The following is a 19,874-nucleotide window of genomic DNA, read 5'->3' on the forward strand; positions in this document are numbered from 1 at the left end:
GTCTCTAATCAATAACAACGAGAAACTACTTGACGATCCGGACGCGATCGCTCACTCTAAGTTGTTAACTGTAGGACTTCCCCTAGAGTTTTCTCTAGACGGAATCGATGAACGCTAAAGCTAGATATACCAATAGTGTAGTAATGGCTTGAAGGCGTAAGTCCTAAACTAACAGGTGTGAGTGAGTGAGGAGTGAGTCTAATGCTAAGCTGGGAGCCGACTCCTGTCGGGATGCCTTCTTCTGGGTACCCCAATCTTTCCCAAATACAGCGAGAAAATTTTACAGCGCTCAAGGAACGGGCTTGGGTAGAAATTGATTTAGCCGCTTTAGCTCATAATGTGCGGCAGCTGAGGCGTTTTCTCTCCCCAAAAACGGCACTGATGGCGGTGGTGAAGGCGGATGCTTATGGTCATGGTGCCATTACGGTTGCCGAGATTGCTTGCCAAGCCGGTGCAAGTTGGCTAGGTGTTGCCACGATTCCAGAGGGAATTCAACTGCGGGAAGCGGGGATTCAGGCACCGATTTTGATTTTAGGTGCCAGTAATACGACCGAGCAAGTGCAAGCGATCGCTCACTGGGATTTGCAGCCGACTCTCTGCACGCCTCAGCAAGCTTTAGTCTTTTCCGAGACATTAGGCACTTTAAATCGTTCTTTAGCGGTTCATGTAAAATTAGATACCGGGATGTCTCGCCTAGGCACTCCCTGGCAGCAAGCAGCGGAGTTTGTCTCCTTGGTGCAGCGATTGCCCCATCTCAAAATTTCCAGTATTTATTCTCATCTAGCAACGGCTGACAGTCCAGATCCCACGGGAATGAGACAGCAACAAGACAGATTTGAGGAAGCGATCGCTCTTATCAAAACTACAGGAATGACGCCTCCCCGTCTGCACCTCGCCAACTCAGCTGCCGCTCTAAGCGACCCAAGCCTACACTACGACATGGTGCGAGTGGGTTTAGCAACCTACGGTCTTTACCCCGCGCCCCATCTAAAGTCTGTCATCGACCTCAAACCCGTCATGAAAGTAAAAGCACGGGTAACGCAAGTAAAAAATATTTCAGCAGGTACGGGAGTCAGCTACGGGCATCAGTTTGTCGCTAGCCGGGATATGCGCCTCGCCGCGATCGCCATTGGCTACGCCGACGGGGTTCCCCGCAACCTCTCCAACAAAATGCAAGTTTTGCTCCGAGGTCAGCAGGTGCCGCAAATCGGCGCGATTACAATGGATCAGCTGATGCTGGATGTCAGCGCAATCCCCGATTTACAAACTGGCGAAGTCGTCACTCTGCTGGGGCAAGAAGGAAACGCCGGAATTTCTGCGGATGACTGGGCGGCGACTTTAGGCACGATTTCCTGGGAAATTCTCTGCGGCTTCAAGCATCGCCTCCCTCGCGTGGCAGTCGGTCAACCCCTGGAATCAGAACAGGCTACACCGTCTTGACGCAACTTGAAATACTCGCAAGTCTTTGCTTCTAGATGCCGGGGTACGACACTGCCGTACCCCCACCGAGAATAAGAATAGCCGAGAATAAGAATAGTGGCAGACAAAAATTCATTTCCTCTGCCAATTTTTATTCGTTAAGCTGGTCAAGATATGGTCTTGCCATTCACCTTGAATAAATAAATATTTTCTAGCATATCCTTCAACAACAAATTCTAATTTTTTCAGTAAATTAGCACTCCGGTGATTGTGGGGTAGATAATTTGCCATCACCCGGTGCATATCTAATTGTGCAAAGACATCATTTATGGCAAAGTGCAATGCTTCCGTCATATACCCTTTACCTTGTTCAAATTCTGCTAAATTATAGCCCAAATAACAAAATTGGGCAGCACCCCGCATAAACCCGTGAAAACTAACATTGCCAATAATTTCTGAGAAATTCCCATTCTTGAAAATAAATAATTTTAAAGAGCGATCGCATTCAAATTCTTTAATGTTTTTCTCAACTTGCTCTTGCCAAAACTCATGGGTTAAAAAATTATCAGGCCAAAAAGGTTGCCAGGGAGATAGATGCCCTTGATTATTCCGGTAAAATTTGACAATCTCAGGCACATCTTCTTGAGTTCCCATCCGTAATAACAATCTAGGCGTATAAATTAGCTTAAATTCCGAATTCATTCCAGTATTCTTATAAAAAAAGATATATTAATTGGAAGTGAAAAACGATTGAAAATGGATATTATTTCTGTTGAAGCTGCATCGCAGTTATGGAACTACCTGATTGGCCAAGCGTATTTTAAGATTCTACAGAACCTTCTCTGGGCAGCGACAATTCTGCTGCTCACCCGATTAGCTGTAGGTTGGGTAGGAGGTCTTACCCGCAAAGCGCTAAGTCGCACAGAGCCAACCTTACGCAAGTTCTTGATTCAGGTAGCCGAGATTTTCACGCTGGTCGTCGGGATGGTCGCCGTTCTCAACCGGTTGGGAATCGAGACGACCAGCGTTGTCGCGGTAGTGGGGGCGGCTGGTTTAGCAATCGGCTTAGCATTGCAGAATACCTTATCTCACTTTGCCGCTGGTGTGATGCTGATTAGTTTGCGCCCGTTTGAGGTAGGGGATTTTATTGAAGGGGCGGGGGCTGCTGGGGTAGTGGATGCCATCGGCATTTTCTCGACTACGCTAGTAACGCGAGACAACGTAGTAATTACAGTGCCGAACGGGCAATTATTCAGCGGGACGCTGAAAAATACCACCGTACTCGGCAAGCGACGAGTCGATTTAGACATTGATATTGGCGATCGCCCGATCGAACCGACTATCACCCTACTTTTGTCTTTAATTCAACCCCATCCCTTAGTTTTGGAAGAACCAAAAACGACCTGTCACGTTGCTTCCATCTCAGCAACCGGAACAATTTTATATCTCCGTCCTTGGTGTGCATCTGAAGCCTACGATCACGTCCGTTCCGAAGTACAACAGCTGGTGAAAGAAGCTCTGCGAGAGCCAGAATTGTCACTGTAGTCTTCTGCCTACTCCTGAAGGGCGCGGGATCATTCTTGCTCCTTCATCTTCATTATTTTCCCGTGAATCGGCAGTTCAATCCGAAACTCTGTTCCTTGTCCTGGTTCAGACAGACACTTCAGTCCCCCGCCATGCTTCTCAACGATAATCTGGTAGCTAATCGACAATCCGATTCCCGTGCCTTTCCCTACAGGCTTCGTCGTGAAAAATGGATCGAATATCTTTGCCCTAATCTCTTCCGGTATGCCAGGGCCATTATCCGCAATGCGAATTACTACATGAGATCGGTCAGAAGAAAGGCTGGTGCTAATGCGAATCCAAGCACTGCTAGTGGGTAGAGACACGATTAATCGTGTCTCTAGGTCAGTTGTTGTTTCACGAATGATTGACGGCTGACTATTGACCATTGACAACTCTAGAGCATCCACCGCATTACTCAAGATATTCATAAATACCTGGTTCAAGGGACCTGCGTAGCACTCAACGGGTGGAAGGACTCCGTACTCTTTAATCACTTCAATGCCGAGATTTTGGGCTGTGGGTTTAAGCCGATGCTGAAGGATTAAAAGCGTGCTATTAATCCCTTCGTGGATATCAACTCGTCTCATCTCGGCTTCATCCAATCGGGAGAAGTTTCGCAACGAAAAAACAATTTGATGGATACGGTCAGTACCCACTTTCATAGAAGCCAAAGTTTTTGGTAAATCTTCTACTAGAAAGTTCACATCAATTGTTTCTGCTTTTTTTTGAATCTCGCCATCGGGATGGGGATATTGCTTTTTGTAGAGGTTTAGCAAATCGAGGAGATCCCGAACATAGGCACTAACATAGGGCAGGTTGCCGTGAATAAAGTTGACAGGGTTGTTAATTTCATGGGCGACACCAGCAACCAATTGACCCAAACTCGACATTTTTTCGCTCTGAATCAGTTGGGCTTGAGTATTTCGTAATGTCTTGAGGGTTTGCAGCAGTCGTTGATTACTGCGGCGGAGTGCTTGCTCTACTCGCCGACTCTTGCTGACAGTCCGTTCTAATTTATCCAGGTTAATCCGTAACTCCATCTGGCTGACCACTTGACGCCCCAACGCCCGCAGTGCCTCCATCTGTTCGGGGGTGAGATGACGTGGAATCCGGTCAATCGCGCAGAGGGTGCCGACAGCATAGCCATCAGATGTTACCAAAGGGGTACCCGCATAAAACCGGATATTGGTGTCTGAGGTCACGAGCGGGTTGTTGGAAAACCGCCGATCTTCTAAGGCATTGGGCACAATCAACAACTCATCTGGTTGCACCAAGGCATGGGCGCAGAATGCCACGTCTCTTGGCGTTTCCGTTGCTTCTAGACCGATTTTTGATTTGAACCACTGCCGATTAGAATCGACGAGGCTGACTAAAGCAATGGGAGTGCCACAAATATAGGCTGCCAGAGCCGTCAAATCGTCAAATGCTTCTTCAGGAGCAGTATCAAGAATCTTGTAGCGATTCAGCGCTTTGAGCCTATCTGCCTCATTGATGGGGATGGGTGGGCTGCTGCTGATTTCCTCTGTCGGTTTCGATGGGGTGAGGTTGATTTGATTCAATTCAGAATCGATTGAGGCGTCTTGTCGGAGGGGCTGACGACGTAACTGGCGACGTTTTTTTCTAAAAAGACGACTGTAAATGGTTTGAATAGCGTTCAAAAGAAGGTTCCATGCTGTTGTAAATAGCCGTTTCACGCTGGTATTCTGCACGGTTAATTAGAGATTATCATAGGTCATTCATACCCTTTCTTTAATTGATTGTAGGTATATGAACGTAGGCACACGACTATGCGCTCTTACTAAAGTCACAAGTACAAAGTGAATTGGTATCAACGTTAATTGGTATCAACGTGAATTACTATCAACGCCACGAGCGGTACTGTGTTACTTGAGGTTAACACCATTTTAGGTTGAGGATTTTGGATGGGAAAAGGGAACTTAGAATCGGATTGTAAAATTTAAATAAAGTATATATATAACAACATCATCCAATTCCAACCCATTATTTTATTTATTCCAATCACTAATAAATTGCAACCAATCTCCTCAAAATCCGGATAATTTGAGAGCGAGCAACACTCAAATGGTTGCTTTAAAAAGGGAATTTTTCTAAATAATCATTCTGTAGATCTAGAATAATTTTTATTTGGAAAAAAGTATACAGTAAAACAAAGGCTTCTAGTTGTACTAATCTTACTCGTACAACTAGAAGTCTTTGTAGGGTATTTCCAGGACAAGCTGCTGCGTAATTAGGCGCTGACTTGAGTGACTAATTCTAATTCTGGTGCAGGTTGTTCTTTCAATAACTGGGTGTAAAGGTCGCTTAGTTGAGTCGCTACGCCATCCCAACTAAACATCTTCTCTACCCGAACTCTTGCCTTCTCACCTAGCTGCTTGCGCCATTCTGGATTGGCGAGAATGCGGTCAATCGCGGCTGCAAACGCTACGGCATCTTTCGGGGGTGCCAGTAAACCCGTTTCTTCGGGGACGACGGTGAACTGGAGTCCGCCGACATCACTAGCAACGACGGGCGTTCCAGAAGCCATTGCTTCAATTGCTACTAAACCGAAGGGTTCGTAATGACTGGGTACGACACAAACATCAGCGGCGGCGTAGTAAGCGGGCAGAGTGTCGTCACCCAACCGTCCGGGGAAGGAGGTGATGTCTTGCAGCCCCAGTTCGCCGACAATTTTTTCAATGCGATCGCGTTCGATACCGTCACTTTGACCGGGACGAGAACCCCCGCCGATAAATAGTTTTAGGTTGCCCTGCTGGCGCATCTGGGACTTACCAACGGCGCGAACGAGTGTTTCAATTCCCTTGCGGCGATCAAATCGACCCACATAGAAGACCACGTTGGTATCGGCGTCGATTCCCAGTTTCTCTCTTGCTGCTTCGCGGGTGACGGAACCAAACTTGCGAATATCGGTGCCGCAGGGGATGATATCGATGTTGCCTTTTGTGGAAACGAGCGATCGCATATGTTCTTTCTCTTGCGGACTGGTGGCAACAATCCGTTCCGCTGTCTCTAAAACCTTTCTTTCTACCTCTAGCCGCGTGGTAGCAATCAAGGGAATCGTCGAAACTGACTTATATTTGACGGCTCCCAAAGAGTGGTAAGTATGAATTTGTTTGATGGGTTGAACTTTCTTCAGCTCCATTCCCACCCAAGATGAGAGCCAGTAATTTGTGTGTACTATAGAATATTCAATGCCTTCTTGCTGCTGAAACTTGAGCATCTGTTCGACAAACACTGGCAGATACTCAAACAAATTGTCTCTTGGGACAAACTCTTCAGGACCAGCTGTCAAGCGAATTGTTCGACAATTCGCGCTATGTTGAACAATCGTGGGTTGATCGCCACTAACTTTGCGGGTAAACATATCTACTTGCCACCCCTGTTGAGCAAGTGCCTCACCCACCTGACGTACATAAACGTTTTGACCGCCAGCCTCTTCTTTACCGATTTCAATTGCTGGATCTCCGTGGACGGAAATTAGAGCAATGTGCTGGTTGTTTGTGGAAAGCATATATTTATATCGATTTTTTCACTCAACGACGTTCAGGGCGAAGCAGGGGTTGACTATTCTACTTAGTTGCCTGTTTAGCCCACCGGAACTTAAGGAATCTTTACTTGTGCTAATAGGATAAGCTTCGCCGTTGATGATGAACATCAACTACGGGAGAGAATCTACTACCTGACTATATTCAACCTTCCGGGGGACGGGTGGGTATCATTGGGTATCATGACCTCCTCCCAAAGAAATAAAATTTTAAGCCAAAGGGCATATAAATCGCCAGAGTAGCGAATGGATTCCCATTTTTCCGTCCTCCAACGGTCAGGGAAGTGAAGATTTATAGATTTAATTGTGAAACGCGAGAATATTTAAATCGCCCAAGCCTTAGGGAAAGCGGGTTGTAAGCATTTATTAGATTTCTTTGTCAGCCATAAGAAATTTAACAATAGGTAATTATACTAAGGGAGCGGGAAAGAAGCAAACAGCCACAACGACGAGGATGAATCATGGCTTTCCCTGCAACTGCGAAGACTCACTCGGAACGATCGGGCATCAAAAAAAGAAAATTTTTTTGACAGCAGCACCAATTGATTAATATCTGCTATTATCTATATTTGTCACCTAGGAGAGGTGGCTGAGTGGTCGAAAGCGACAGATTGCTAATCTGTTGTACGGTTGGTAACTCCGTACCGAGGGTTCGAATCCCTCCCTCTCCGTTTTAAAAGCGAAAACAGACAAGTAGCGAAGCCCAATCGGGAAAAGCAAACGCCTCACTCTTGACGTCTCACAGCGATCGCTTCTGCTAGCTAAAATGTTGGCAGAAGTTATGGCTGTATTCTTAAACAACTGAGATCAATTAAAATATTTGATTTCAATCGTGGACTGTTGAAGAGTTAAACACCCAAATGAGCAGACCCGCTTCAGCCAAAAATATCAAACCGAGTTGGGCGATCGCCCTAGCAATTACCACTATTACGACAAGTTTTCTAACCGCTGCTTGCGAAAACCCCTCTCAAACAACGCCAGGTAATAACACGCCAACCAGTACAACCAGTAGCCCCGCCCAGACTACAGGTTCTACCCCAGCCACCAGCGGTTCCGGACTCAAGATTGGCTCACTGCTGCCGACCACTGGCGACCTATCTTCCGTAGGGCAACCCCTGCCAGATGCTATCCGCCTGTTAATAGACACCGTCAACAAGTGTGGCGGCGTCAATAGTCAGCCAGTCACATTTATTCCTGAAGATGACCAAACCGATCCCAACGCTGGCACCGCAGGAATGACCAAATTAACGGAAGTAGATAGAGTTGCTGGCGTCGTCGGTTCCTTTGCCAGCAGCGTTTCTAGTGCCGCCGTGCCTGTCGCTGTACGCAACAAGGTAATGTTTATCTCACCGGGTAGTACCAGCCCCGTTTTTACAGAACGAGCCAAAAAAGGAGAATTTCAAGGTTATTGGGCGCGGACGGCTCCCCCCGATACCTATCAAGCTCAGGCTTTAGCAAAACTAGCTAGTGACAGAGGATTTAAGCGCGTTTCCACCATCGTCATCAACAACGACTATGGAGTTGGTTTTGAACAAGAATTTGTACAAGCCTTTAAAAAATTAGGAGGCACTATTGTCAACAAACCAACTCGCTACGACCCCAAAGCCGCTACTTTTGAAAGCGACATACTAGAAGCGTTCAAGGACAAGCCTGATGCGGTGGCAGCAGTTGTTTATGCTGAAACCGGCAGCTTGCTCTTAAAATCTGCCTACGAACAAGGTCTAAGTAAAGGCGTCCAGGTGATGCTGACAGATGGTGCTTATTCGGAAGACTTTCCCGAACAGGTCGGCAAAACCAGCGATGATCAATTTATATTAACTGGGGCAATTGGCACGGTTCCCGGTGCTAATGGCCCAGCACTGGCTGAGTTCACCAAGATTTGGAAAGAGAAAACCGGAAGGGGATTGAGCGCCTATGTGCCTCATGCCTGGGATGCTGCCGCTTTGATGGTACTAGCAGCCGAAGACGCTAAATTAAATACCGGCGAAGGCATTAAAAGTAAGATTCGTGATGTCGCCAATGCCCCAGGAACGGAAGTCAGCGATGTTTGTCAGGCGCTAGAACTGGTGCGTAAGGGTGAGGAGATTAACTACCAGGGAGCTAGCGGTAACGTCGATATTGATGCAAACGGCGATGTGGTGGGTAGCTACGATGTGTGGGCGGTGGAACCTACAGGTTCCCTAGCCGTGACCGGCAAAGTCAGCCCTCAAGTAGCCGTAACCGAGAAAAAGTAAGAAAGTACAAAGGCAAAAGAAACAGGAGAAACCAAATTTTTCTGCTGTCTTTTGCCTTTGATTTTTACCTTCTCTAGAAACCAGGGAAGGTGTAACCCACGCCCAGAATTAGTCCCACTGGCACTTCATCGCTTTGAAATCCGATATTTAGAGCTGCATTTGCTGTAAATTGCCGTGTCAAAGGTACATCGACGCCACCCGTAACCAGGAAACCAATGTCGCTGTCATCACCCGTGGAAATCGTGACACCGCCACCCACGTAAGGGGCGAATCTGACGGGTTCAAACGGATCTGACTGTCGGATGTTAAAGTCGTAAGTCACTGGAAGCAGAAAGGTCGTATCGTCACCGAGTAGCACGGAAGGGCGTACAGACAACGTATTGGTTAGACCAATTTTGCTGATCACGGCGAAACTACCATCGCCCAAAGCACTATCACCCCCGAAACCAATATTGAAGCCAACCCCGACGTAGCTGCGACCGGCACGGGTGGTTCGACCGAGTTCGATATCGGTTTGAGCAACCTCAGAGTCATTGGGTAAGTTTGGAGTTTCAGCAGTTGGTTGCTGTGGTGCGGCGAGAGCGGCAGCAGAAGTGGTTACGCCGGGAAATGGTTGCGTAGTAGCAGTATCATCAGCCGCTGCCAAGGAGGAAGGCTCTGAAGCCACGGGCTTTGCGCTTTCTTCAACCAGCGTTGCATCTTGGTACTCAGAGAGAATGACCGGCTGTTGGCTCAGATTATATTGTGTTGAGACCGGGGCTTGCGGTGCAGCCGGGACTTGTGATGCAGCCGGAACAGTTGATTGGGTAATCGGTGTGACATCTGCCGACTTGACAACTGGCTTGACAACTGGCATACCCATTACTGTTGGCTCAGCGATCGCTTCAGATGCGGCAGGTTCTGAAGTCTCAACGACCGCAGGAGTCTTTTGGTCAATGACTGTGGCAGTGGACTGGGCTGTAGCTGACAAGCCACCGCTGAAAACTGTCAGTGCGGTCAGACCTAGTAAGAAAGAAACACGCTTAGAAAAGATTGTATTCACGGTCACTCCTCAAAAACTTCCTCAAAAATCTACGAAAGCCAACCTTAATTGCCTATTCTCTCGGAAATTATATTTCCCTGTCGTCAATTTAGGAAATTTTAAAAGATTTTGCTACCCACCAAGGAAGGATTATGCGCTGAAAGTGGCTAGTATTCGACGAAATTGATGTTGACAGGTGAAATGGAATAAAGAGGGTCAGAAGGTGATAAGAGAGATTTTTATTCCCGGTTCCTAGGCTTTATCTCCAAAGCAGCGATCGCAATTTCTCTGATAAAGGCTTGGGATGCGACCAATCGCTCATTTTGATTTTGATGACGAAGAAACCCTTTTTTACAATAAAAAGGGTTTCTTCGTGATTGATGAAGCTCGCCTCTGTAACCGCAGATTGTACTAGGTAAGGCTGTCCATTGCCGCGACGACTTGTTGGGAAACAAAGGGGAGAATCGCTTTGTTTTTACTATTTGCTTTGCCTTCGGTGAACACAATCAACAAATAAGGGTGCCGTGATGGTAGCTCGATATAAGCGGCGTCGTGGCGAACTTGGCTTGTCCAACCGGCTTTAGACCACAATTGGGCATTTGGAGGCAGTCCGCCACCTAAGAAACCCCGCACCTGATTTTCCTCATCGGGGGCTTCATCGTCTTCTGCATGGAGGCTGCGTTTCATCAGTCCCATCATTGCTTGCGATCGCCCGGAGGAAACTGCAACGCCTCCGACAATGCTATGTATGAGCCTCGCCGTGGCATTGGTCGTCACCATATTGCGGTTTTCCCGCATCTCCCCTAAGAATGCCCGCTCTCGCCCATAGGGACCGTCACCCCAAGGTTTTTGATTGACATTGATGGTTTCCATCTCTGTCCAACCGAGGGATTGAAAGTAGCGATTCACGATATTGCGCTGCAACTGCCAGGTTTCAAACGGCCCTAGCGGCAACTCTGGACCGCTAGTAGTGCCAGTCAATACATCCAGCACCAAGCTGGTGGCGTCGTTGCTCGAATCAATAATCATGTCGCGGATGGCTCGCTCTAACTCCGAGGAAGTTTGGATCATTCCTTGTTCCAGCCACTCTTGTACAGCAACCAGATAAAACAGTTTAACGATGCTGGCAGGAAAGATTCGCTCGACGCCGCGATAGCTAAAGCCCCGGACTGGATATTTCCAGAATTCCTCTGAACTAAGGGCACCGCCAGTATTGACGGGCACTGGGGGATCGTAGACTACCCAGGTTAAGGCAATTTGGTTGCGGGCTAATCCCGGAAATTCTGCCCAAGTTGCTTCTAAAATGCGATCGCCTAATTTTTCTAGTTGTGCGTCTTTGTGAAAAAATGTCATTTTTATCAGTTGTTATCAGTTGTCAGTTATCAGTTGTCAATTGTTCAATAGTTTGTACCACTGACCAACAACCACTGACCCATGACCCATGACTCATTCCGCGAGTACCAATGTCGAGTCAATCTAAACCTCTATGATTCCCCCAGTTGTACTCGTTTGGCAACTCAGGCAGCAACCGGGCGTCACTTGCGGATTTTGTCGCCAAATACAGATTTAGATTCATCTATCCAGGTTTGTCTGTGTGAAGATGACTATTCCGGCTGGGTGGCAATTCAAGACCTCAAAGAGATTGAGGAGGCACAAACGCCCTACGAAGCTCATACTATCTCCCCGACAGAAATTCAAAATCGCATACCCCAAGTCATTGCCTTTATGCAAGCGGCGATGCAACAGCCGAATTATTATCTCTGGGGCGGAACATTAGAGCCAAATTATGACTGTTCCGGGCTGATGCAAGCCGCTTTTGCTGCCTCTGGGATTTGGTTGCCGAGAGATTCCTATCAGCAGGAAGCATTTACACAATCAATTGCGATTCAAGAGCTACAATCAGGTGATTTAATCTTTTTTGGCATCGGAGATAGAACAACCCATGTGGGTTTATACCTGGGAGAAGGACGTTATATCCATAGTTCCGGTCAAGAACAGGGTCGCAACGGAATTGGAATTGATGTCCTTTCGGAACAGGGAGATTCGATTAGTCAGTCGTATTTTCGGCAACTGCGCTCTTGCGGGCGAGTGGTTGCCAGTTATCAACCACAACGACAATAAGACACCAAAAGGTGGGAGGCAATCGTGTTAATTCCTGAAAGACTGGTAACGCAAAGCGAAATGTCTGCTGACGATATCCCCGATATTTCTGTAGTAGTGCCGGTTTATAACGAGGTGGAAAGTTTACCCCACCTAATTGAAGCGATCGCAACCACTTTAATTGAGACGAATCTGAACTACGAAATTATTTGCGTGGATGATGGTTCCAAGGATGGTTCAGCGGAATTGCTGAAATCTCTAGTGCAAACCCACAAAAACTTAAAAGCAGTGCTTCTGCGTCGAAACTACGGTCAAACTCCAGCAATGTCTGCGGGGTTTAACTATGCGCGAGGCAAGGTGATTATCACAATGGATGGCGATTTGCAGAATGACCCAGCGGATATTCCCCGGCTCCTGGCAAAGTTAGAAGAAGGCTATGACTTGGTAAGTGGCTGGCGTGAGAAACGACAGGACGCCGCCCTGACTCGTCTGCTTCCGTCTAAAATCGCTAACTGGTTAATTGGGCGAGTCACGGGTGTAGAGTTGCATGATTACGGTTGTTCCCTAAAAGCCTACCGCTCAGAATTGGTGGCGGATATGAATCTTTATGGGGAATTGCACCGATTTTTACCAGCTTTGGCGTTCATTGAGGGGGCAAGAATTACTGAGCTGCCAGTAGGGCATCATGCCCGCCGCTATGGAAGCAGTAAGTATGGGCTGGGGCGGACATTCCGAGTCGTGATGGACTTGTTAACCGTCTACTTTATGAAAAAGTTCCTCACCCGCCCCATGCACGTCTTTGGGCTGTTTGGCATTATTGCAATGGCATTGGGGACGCTGCTCGGTCTGTATTTAACGATTTTAAAAGTGGGTTTCGGTCAGAGCATTGGCGATCGCCCGTTATTGATTCTGGCGGTCGTACTGCTAGTGACGGGTGTGCAATTGTTTTCTTTTGGACTGCTTGCAGAATTGTTAATGAGAACTTATCACGAGTCTCAGGGCAGACCAATCTATCGGGTGAGGGAAGTTGTTGGGGGGAATGTTAACAATAGTAAACAAAGGGAAGGCTAAAAGTGTAAGAAGGAATTAAGCTTTGAAAGTTTTTTGGACGCTAGAGCCGCCCAGTCGCCGCAATCTGTTGGTTTTATTTACGGCTGGGCTATTATTTTGGTCTAGTATGGCTTCTTTGCTCCCGACGCTGCCGCTCTATATCGAGGATGTGGGCGGTACGACGCAGCAGATTGGGATTGTCATGGGGTCATTTGCCCTCGGATTGGTTCTGTGTCGTTCGTGGCTGGGGCGTTTGGCAGATCGACGCGGTCGCAAGGTGGTCTTGCTGATTGGCATGACCGTGGCAGCGATCGCGCCTTTGGGCTATCTAGTTGTTAAATCAATTCCCCTATTAATGCTGCTGCGAGCGTTCCACGGGATTAGCATTGCGGCTTTTACGACGGGTTACAGCGCCTTGGTGGTTGATTTGTCCCCATTCTCCAAGCGGGGTGAGTTAATTGGCTACATGAGCTTGGTAACGCCAGTTGGGATGGCGATAGGGCCAGCAGTTGGGGGTTATATCCAAGCTGGGGTTGGTTACACGCCGTTGTTTCTGCTCTCTTGCGGGCTAGGAGCGATCGGTTTAGTTTGTGCCAATCAAGTCAAAGAACCCCGAATCGTCCACGAGACAAACGATTCCTCTGCCGGTTCATCCGAAACTCAACAATTTTGGCGACTTCTGGCAAGTCCTCGTCTAAGGATTCCAGCTTTAGTGTTGTTGCTGGTTGGTGTAGCGTTTGGAGCGTTAAGTACCTTCGTCCCTTTATTTATTAAAGATGCCGAAGTTGACTTAAATCCGGGGTTATTTTACACAGCAGCAGCGATCGCTTCTTTTATTTCCCGCATCATCATTGGTCGCGCTTCTGACCGTTACGGACGCGGAATTTTTATCACTGGCAGTATATTCAGCTATGCATTGGCAATGCTGATGCTGTCTCATGCTTACACTGCCCGTAGCTTTTTAGTAGGCGGTTTTTTGGAAGGCGCAGGAGCGGGAACATTACTGCCGATGATGATTGCCTTGATTTCCGACCGTTCCTCTCCCCAAGAACGAGGCAGAGTTTTTGCTTTGTGCATCACGGGGTTTGATGTCGGGATAGCGATCGCGGGTCCTGTTTTGGGTTCCATTGCTGAACCCATTGGCTACCGAGGGATGTTTACCATCACGACTATCTTGTCCTTCCTAGCTCTGATTATCTTCGCTACTTTATCGAGCAAAAATTTATCCCATTCCCTCCGCTTCGCCTTTGGCAGAGAAAAGGATGTTTACGCCTTGAATAAGGTTGGGCTACATAGTGAGGCATAATCCAAAGAAAAAAGGCAAAAGAAAGAATCTTTTGCCTTTTTCTTTTTTACTTAGTAACGGGCTAGGAGGGATTCGAACCCCCGACACCGTGGTCCGTAGCCACGTGCTCTAGTCCACTGAGCTACAAGCCCTTGCCAGAAATTTATAATAGCACACCCCAACCGTATGACGCAAAATTTTTCTCAATCGCAACAATTAACTCATCTGGATGCCCACGGTGAGGCTCAGATGGTGGATGTTTCCGGCAAAGAACAAACTCGACGCCATGCTGTTGCTGCGGCACAAGTGCGGATGTTGCTAGAGACATTTGAGGCGATTCAGGCGGGGAACGCGCCGAAAGGAGATGTATTGGGAACTGCGAGATTGGCTGGGATTATGGCAGCAAAGCAGACTTCCCACTTAATTCCCCTGTGTCATCCCTTGCCAATTCATAAAGTAGAAGTTCAGATTGTGCCTGACGCCCAGCTACCGGGATATCAGATACAAGCCGAAGTCGTCACTAAGGCAGAAACTGGCGTGGAAATGGAAGCGCTAACAGCGGTTTCTGTCGCCGCACTCACCCTCTACGACATGGCGAAAGCGCTAGAAAAGGGAATGGTGATTGAATCGATTCGCTTGGTGAGTAAGACGGGTGGCAAGTCGGGAGATTACCTTCGCCAAGGACAGGGTAGTTAGAGGCTTAGAATGAATTTAGTTGTTAGCGCTAACAACTCATAACTCATAACTTATAATTCATCACTTCCATGCCTCCTCGTTGGCCTCGAAAACCAGACCGTAATGACCCCGCCTATCGTCGCCTCGACGATAGAATGAATTTTGCCATCCATGTGGCGATTTTTGGTGCCTGTAATTCTGGCTTGTGGTTTTTCCACAACTTGCAGAATGCTACATGGCCTTGGGCAACCTGGGTGACAGGCGGATGGGCGTTAGTCTTAGCTACCCACGCTCTGTATATCTTTGCACTCGCAGATTATTCCGACCCAGTAACAGAATCTGCAAATACCAGTGCTGGTTTAGGATTCCAGCCCAAAACCAAAGAAAAATCCAAAAAAACTACCTAAAGATAGATCCCTGTTTCTTGCTTTTCGTGGATTCAAACTCGGACGGGGATCAATTGCAATGAAAGCATTAGATTCCCTATCCGCATAACCAAAGTAAATCCTATGGCTAGAACCAACACTTCCGAAGCAATTGAATCTCTCGCCGCTGAAATTGGCGAAAACGTTTACATCGATGTGGCTAAATGGCACCTTTATTTGCGAGATGCCAAGCTGCATACGGTTGTAGCAGAAAAGTTGTACCCCCTACTGGCTGACAATTCTGTAGATGAAAATCAGGTGTCGAAAGTCCTGCAAAGTATTCCCGTCAAGTTAGGCGGCGGGAAGCGGGAAGTTCCCCTAGTAGATTTATTGCCTACGCAGTGCCAGGTAAACCTGATGGAGCTTCTGGAAGAATTCCAGCGCAATCTATAAACAAGCTGTAGCTTTTCCCTTCCCCTTCTCTGGCAGAGAAGGGGTTTGGGGGTTACACCTGCTCGCTCCTAAAAGGATTAGCAAGAGCGAGTTGCATGACTAAAAATGTTTAGTTTGATACGCAGAAGTTTTGATTAACTTGCGACGATAAGCGTATTGACCGTAAACACTAACTAGATAAGGCATTAGGTAGGTCAGCAATCCAGAAATCCAGCGATCGCGCGTCATTTCGCCTCGGAAAAAGGCAAACCCGTGATTGATCAAAAACAAGAGAGTCCCGACAAATACAGCCGTTTTTAATCCAGTCGGGATAAACTCTTTGTCAAATAAGCTGACAAGATATGCTTTAAGTGTCTTCATTCGGGGTTGCGATCGCTAAGCTAGATGAGCCAAGCTTCAATACTCATCTCGGCTTACTGTTAGATATCACACCTCCCTCTTTAAGTTTGGTATTGTTTCATACACCTAATTGAGCTGGTTCAAGTGCGATCGCTACCTCGCAAAGCGTTGGCGAATCCGCGACACAAAAATATCAACTTCTGGCAAATTCAGCTGCTTTGCCAAGAAAGCATAAACGATCAAGCCAACAAAAGCAGCTAAACTTAGCTGCAATAACTGCACCAGCAACCCATTCGCATTCCAGACTTGTTGAAAACCTTTACTGACACCCCAACTCGCTAAACCAGCTACAAAGCTAGCACCTGTCAAACCCAAAATTGGCAAACTCCACTCTTGCCAAGGCAAGCCGTTAAGCTTGCGATTCAACATCCAAATGAGTGCCACGACTGAAATGGTATTCACCATCACCGTGGATAAAATTAAACCGGGTGCCCCAAAACGTTGAACAAGAATAAAATCTAGCAGAGCATTGAAGAAGATATTCACGATACTGATGCGAAAGGGCGTCTCTCCATCGCCCAAGGCATAAAATACCCGCACCAGTACATCTCGCCCCAAGTAGACAAACATCCCAATCCCATAAGCCATTAGCAATGAAGCAACCAACTCAGATGCTCTAGACTTAAAGGCTCCGCGTTGATAGATTACTTGGACGATGGGGACGGCTAGCGTCATCATCAGGGCACTCAAAGGCAACATAGTAATCGCAGTCAGCAGTAATCCTTGGCGAATCCGCTGCTTGAGTTCGGGCCAATCTTCAGGGGCAGCGAGTCGCGAAAAAACCGGCAGCAGGGGGACTAAAATGACATTCGAGATAATTCCTAGAGGCGTTTGAACGAGAAGCCCCGCATAGGTCATGGCAGCCGCTGCTGTGGGGATATACGAGGCGAAAAATAAATCGGTGTAGAGGTTAATTTGCAGCGTCCCGGAGGAAAGCGTCGCCGGTCCCATCACCTTCAAGACCTCCTTGACCCCCGGCTGATTCCATTCAAATCGCAGGCGTAACTTGCCCAAGCCAGCCCGCCACTGGGCAGTAAGTTGGACTAGCCACTGCAACACGGCACCGGCAAGGGTTCCCCCCGCCAACACCAGTCCTCCTACTTCAGCGTATTGGGGTAGGGTAATTTGGTTGCCGACTTGTAGCGCCAAAACTGCCAGTCCACCAATTACGGTAATGCTGGAGAATAAGGGGCTAACCGAGGGTAGCCAGTACATATCTGCCGCATTTAAGGTGCCAAAACCAATCCCAATCAGCCCAGCCATTAGCGCCATTGGAGCCATGATCTGTAACTGCTGGATGGCGATCGCTCTCACTTGCATTCCTTGCGGCGTCTCGCTTAAACCAGGTGCCACCAGGTTAATAAACACACCCGCAAACACGATTAGGACGATCGTGACGAGTAGGAGTATCCCGCCTACGAGTGTTGTAATCGTCTCCACGAGGGGCGCGGCTTCCGATTTGTCGCGCTGCTTGGCTAAAACGCTGACAATCGCACTGTGAAAAGGGCCATTGATGCCGCCCAGTAAGATCAGCAAAAAGCCAGGAATCACATAAGCGTAGTTGTAGGCATCGGCAACGACACCCACGCCAAAAGCGGCGGCGATCGCTTGTTGACGCACTAACCCAAAAATTTTACTAATCAGCGTAGCAATTGCAACAATTCCGGCAATGCTAGCGAGTGTCCGAGCGGTTTTCTGCTTTTCAGTCACGAACGGTTAACAATCCCTCAATTGGCTCATCTTATTTAAACGCAAAGGTTAACCCCAAGGTACGCCAAGTTAAAATCTCCTGTGCGCTCCTTTACGATTTCCCTGGCTTACCTCTGCGTTAAAAATACTATGGATTGGCTCTACCGCTACCCGACTCTCTCATCCGGAATTTTGCTCAAACGCTACAAGCGTTTCTTTGCCGATATTGAACTAGCGTCCGGGGAGGTTATTACCGCCCATTGTCCAAATACCGGCCCAATGACTGGGGTTTCAACGCCCGGTAGCCCCGTGCAGGTGTCGTATAGCGACAATCCCAAGCGGAAATTGCCTTATACCTGGGAAATGATTCAAGTTGACGATACCGAACCGACTTGGGTGGGAGTAAATACCGCTTTGCCAAATCGGGTAATTAAGTTAGCCCTAGAAAAGTTTCTTTTCCCAACATTGGGCAGTTACAGCCAAGTTCGCTTTGAGGTGCCCTACGGAGTAGAAAAAAATAGTCGGGTAGATTTTTTACTAACGGGTAATGACTCCGATTTACCTATTTATTTGGAAGTCAAAAGCACGACTTGGGCGCAAGGGAAACTGGTGCTATTTCCCGATACAGTCACGACAAGAGGACAAAAGCATCTGCGGGAACTGACCGCGTTAATTCCTCAGATGCGGGCAGTGATGCTTTATTTTGTGAATCGCGGTGACTGTACTCATTTTGCGCCTGGAGACACTACCGATCCGCTGTATGGGAAGTTGTTGCGCGATGCGATCGCCCAAGGGGTGGAAGTATTACCTTGCCGCTTTGAAGTTACCCCAGAAGGAATTCGCTTCTTGGGCTTAGCCGATTTTCTACCTTCAATGCCCGTGCAGACATCTTGCTTATCTTTGCCAGAATAGCGATGCCTAAACAGTGGAACCTTCACCCCTAACCCCTCTCCGTTCACGGAGAGGGGAATATGGAACCCTTCCCTGCGAACGAGGAAGGGCAGGAACCGGGTTAAAAAACGGAAAGGTAGCCCAAATGCAGAGCGATAGGTATCTTGAAAAATAGCTAACTTCGATTGAGTAAAGGCAAATTGGAGCTAAAAAACGTCATCATTGCACACAAGGCAGGAGACCCCCTCAGCCGTAGCTGGGCAGAAAAGTGCGCCAAACAACTGGAAAAACGCAATTGCCATGTACTGATGGGGCCAAGTGGGGCAAAGGATAACCCCTACCCAGTGTTTTTGGCTTCTGCAATGCATCCAATCGACCTGGCGATAGTATTGGGCGGCGATGGCACCGCTTTGGCAGCAGTACGGCATCTCGCACCCGAAAAAATTCCGATTTTGGCGGTGAATGTGGGAGGACATTTAGGATTTTTAACCCAGCCGTTTGAGGAATTTGAAGATACTGAGCGGGTTTGGGACAGGTTAAGCGAGGATCGCTATGCCCTGGAACGGCGGATGATGTTGCAGGCGGCGTTATTTGAGGGGAACCGCACGAATTTGGAACCCGTGAGCGATCGCTTTCTGGCACTCAATGAAATGTGCATCAAACCTGCCTCCGCCGACCGCATGATTACCTCGATATTAGAAATGGAAATTGATGGAGAGGTGGTCGATCAATATCAGGGAGATGGACTGATTGTTTCTACTCCCACTGGCTCTACTTGCTACACGATTTCTGCCAATGGCCCGATTGTCCACTCTGGCATGGAAGCGATTACCGTTACGCCCATCTGCCCGCTAAGTCTGGCGAGTCGCCCAATTGTCATCCCTTCTGGTTCTGTCGTCAGCGTTTGGCCTTTGGCTGACTACGAGTTAAACACTAAACTATGGATGGATGGTGTCTTGGCAACTGCCATTTGGCCCGGACAGCGCGTAGACATTCGCATGGCAAATTGTCTCGCTAAGTTCATTATTTTGCGGGAAAACTATTCCTATTACCAGACACTCCGCGAAAAGTTGCAATGGGCAGGAGCCAGAATCCGGTACAGTAACAATCACCGGAATTAAGGATGTTGTAGAGTTGAAACTTTTGCCATCTGGCATTGCGTTTT

The 19,874-nt window shown here is 47.8% G+C and carries 18 protein-coding genes and 2 tRNA genes; 12 read left to right on the top strand and 8 right to left on the bottom strand.

Translation table 11 applies throughout. The features are described 5' to 3' along the window. Window positions 1–201: 201 nt before the first annotated feature. Complete coding sequence (alr, locus tag NDA03_RS00820; RefSeq protein ID WP_348237030.1) at window positions 202–1,440, top strand: alanine racemase; 1,239 nt, start codon at window positions 202–204, stop codon at window positions 1,438–1,440. A gap of 111 nt (window positions 1,441–1,551) precedes the next feature. Here alr and NDA03_RS00825 read toward each other — a convergent pair whose 3' ends face one another. Continuing rightward, on the bottom strand, window positions 1,552–2,121 hold the full coding sequence (locus NDA03_RS00825; RefSeq protein ID WP_190426947.1) for a GNAT family N-acetyltransferase: 570 nt from the start codon (window positions 2,119–2,121) through the stop codon (window positions 1,552–1,554). A 54-nt stretch (window positions 2,122–2,175) separates the two neighbouring features. On the opposite strand from NDA03_RS00825, the gene NDA03_RS00830 reads away from it, so the two are divergent. Beyond that, the gene (locus NDA03_RS00830; protein ID WP_190413201.1) at window positions 2,176–2,964 is read left to right on the top strand and encodes a mechanosensitive ion channel family protein; all 789 of its coding nucleotides are present in this window, start codon (window positions 2,176–2,178) and stop codon (window positions 2,962–2,964) included. Window positions 2,965–2,993: 29 nt separating this feature from the next. Here the strand turns inward: NDA03_RS00830 and NDA03_RS00835 are convergent, their stop codons facing one another. Together NDA03_RS00835 and NDA03_RS00840 are read right to left on the bottom strand one after the other, a co-directional pair. After that, a complete protein-coding gene (locus tag NDA03_RS00835; protein ID WP_348237031.1) occupies window positions 2,994–4,694 on the bottom strand; it encodes an ATP-binding protein in 1,701 nt (566 codons plus the stop codon). Window positions 4,695–5,233: 539 nt separating this feature from the next. Further along, window positions 5,234–6,514, bottom strand: coding sequence for a glycosyltransferase family 1 protein (locus NDA03_RS00840; RefSeq protein ID WP_190673390.1), 1,281 nt, complete (start codon window positions 6,512–6,514; stop codon window positions 5,234–5,236). A gap of 612 nt (window positions 6,515–7,126) precedes the next feature. Between NDA03_RS00840 and NDA03_RS00845 the strand changes: the two genes are divergently transcribed. Together NDA03_RS00845 and NDA03_RS00850 are read left to right on the top strand one after the other, a co-directional pair. Continuing rightward, a tRNA-Ser gene (locus tag NDA03_RS00845) sits at window positions 7,127–7,218 on the top strand. A gap of 189 nt (window positions 7,219–7,407) precedes the next feature. Next, complete coding sequence (locus NDA03_RS00850) at window positions 7,408–8,781, top strand: ABC transporter substrate-binding protein (protein ID WP_190525808.1); 1,374 nt, start codon at window positions 7,408–7,410, stop codon at window positions 8,779–8,781. A 73-nt stretch (window positions 8,782–8,854) separates the two neighbouring features. Here the strand turns inward: NDA03_RS00850 and NDA03_RS00855 are convergent, their stop codons facing one another. Together NDA03_RS00855 and NDA03_RS00860 are read right to left on the bottom strand one after the other, a co-directional pair. Then, window positions 8,855–9,823: a hypothetical protein gene (locus NDA03_RS00855; RefSeq protein ID WP_190984480.1), complete on the bottom strand. Its 969-nt coding sequence runs from the start codon at window positions 9,821–9,823 to the stop codon at window positions 8,855–8,857. A gap of 390 nt (window positions 9,824–10,213) precedes the next feature. Then, complete coding sequence (locus NDA03_RS00860; RefSeq protein ID WP_348237032.1) at window positions 10,214–11,155, bottom strand: serine hydrolase; 942 nt, start codon at window positions 11,153–11,155, stop codon at window positions 10,214–10,216. 81 nt (window positions 11,156–11,236) lie between these two features. Between NDA03_RS00860 and NDA03_RS00865 the strand changes: the two genes are divergently transcribed. From NDA03_RS00865 to NDA03_RS00875, 3 genes are read left to right on the top strand one after another with little or no spacing between them, the layout of a single operon-like run. After that, window positions 11,237–11,923: a C40 family peptidase gene (locus tag NDA03_RS00865; protein WP_348237033.1), complete on the top strand. Its 687-nt coding sequence runs from the start codon at window positions 11,237–11,239 to the stop codon at window positions 11,921–11,923. A 60-nt stretch (window positions 11,924–11,983) separates the two neighbouring features. After that, window positions 11,984–12,973 (top strand): glycosyltransferase family 2 protein, encoded by a 990-nt coding sequence (locus tag NDA03_RS00870; protein ID WP_348237085.1) that lies wholly within the window; start codon window positions 11,984–11,986, stop codon window positions 12,971–12,973. Window positions 12,974–12,995: 22 nt separating this feature from the next. Next, window positions 12,996–14,258, top strand: a complete 1,263-nt coding sequence (locus tag NDA03_RS00875) for an MFS transporter (RefSeq protein WP_348237034.1) — start codon at window positions 12,996–12,998, stop codon at window positions 14,256–14,258. A gap of 57 nt (window positions 14,259–14,315) precedes the next feature. Here NDA03_RS00875 and NDA03_RS00880 read toward each other — a convergent pair. Further along, window positions 14,316–14,389: transfer RNA gene (locus tag NDA03_RS00880), tRNA-Arg, on the bottom strand. 34 nt (window positions 14,390–14,423) lie between these two features. Between NDA03_RS00880 and moaC the strand changes: the two genes are divergently transcribed. The 3 genes from moaC (at window position 14,424) to NDA03_RS00895 (ending at window position 15,730) form a co-directional block, all read left to right on the top strand. Next, on the top strand, window positions 14,424–14,933 hold the full coding sequence (moaC, locus tag NDA03_RS00885; protein WP_348237035.1) for a cyclic pyranopterin monophosphate synthase MoaC: 510 nt from the start codon (window positions 14,424–14,426) through the stop codon (window positions 14,931–14,933). Window positions 14,934–15,001: 68 nt separating this feature from the next. Further along, window positions 15,002–15,319 (top strand): 2TM domain-containing protein, encoded by a 318-nt coding sequence (locus tag NDA03_RS00890; RefSeq protein WP_190525817.1) that lies wholly within the window; start codon window positions 15,002–15,004, stop codon window positions 15,317–15,319. 102 nt (window positions 15,320–15,421) lie between these two features. Then, window positions 15,422–15,730 carry a DUF3181 family protein gene (locus NDA03_RS00895; protein ID WP_348233355.1) on the top strand — a complete coding sequence of 103 codons (309 nt, stop codon included), beginning with the start codon at window positions 15,422–15,424 and terminating at the stop codon, window positions 15,728–15,730. Between the two features lie 99 nt (window positions 15,731–15,829). Here the strand turns inward: NDA03_RS00895 and nrtS are convergent, their stop codons facing one another. Together nrtS and murJ are read right to left on the bottom strand one after the other, a co-directional pair. After that, complete coding sequence (gene nrtS, locus NDA03_RS00900; protein WP_348233354.1) at window positions 15,830–16,090, bottom strand: nitrate/nitrite transporter NrtS; 261 nt, start codon at window positions 16,088–16,090, stop codon at window positions 15,830–15,832. 132 nt (window positions 16,091–16,222) lie between these two features. Then, window positions 16,223–17,839 carry a murein biosynthesis integral membrane protein MurJ gene (gene murJ, locus NDA03_RS00905; protein ID WP_348237036.1) on the bottom strand — a complete coding sequence of 539 codons (1,617 nt, stop codon included), beginning with the start codon at window positions 17,837–17,839 and terminating at the stop codon, window positions 16,223–16,225. Window positions 17,840–17,968: 129 nt separating this feature from the next. Here murJ and sfsA point away from each other — a divergent pair, with 129 nt between their 5' ends. Both sfsA and NDA03_RS00915 read left to right on the top strand, forming a co-directional pair. Then, a complete protein-coding gene (gene sfsA, locus NDA03_RS00910; protein WP_348237037.1) occupies window positions 17,969–18,730 on the top strand; it encodes a DNA/RNA nuclease SfsA in 762 nt (253 codons plus the stop codon). Between the two features lie 179 nt (window positions 18,731–18,909). Further along, window positions 18,910–19,830, top strand: a complete 921-nt coding sequence (locus NDA03_RS00915; protein WP_190681712.1) for an NAD(+) kinase — start codon at window positions 18,910–18,912, stop codon at window positions 19,828–19,830. The last annotated feature ends 44 nt before the right edge of the window (window positions 19,831–19,874 follow it).

The organism is Trichocoleus sp. Lan, assembly GCF_039961855.1.
Classification (GTDB): Bacteria; Cyanobacteriota; Cyanobacteriia; order Cyanobacteriales; family FACHB-T130; genus FACHB-T130.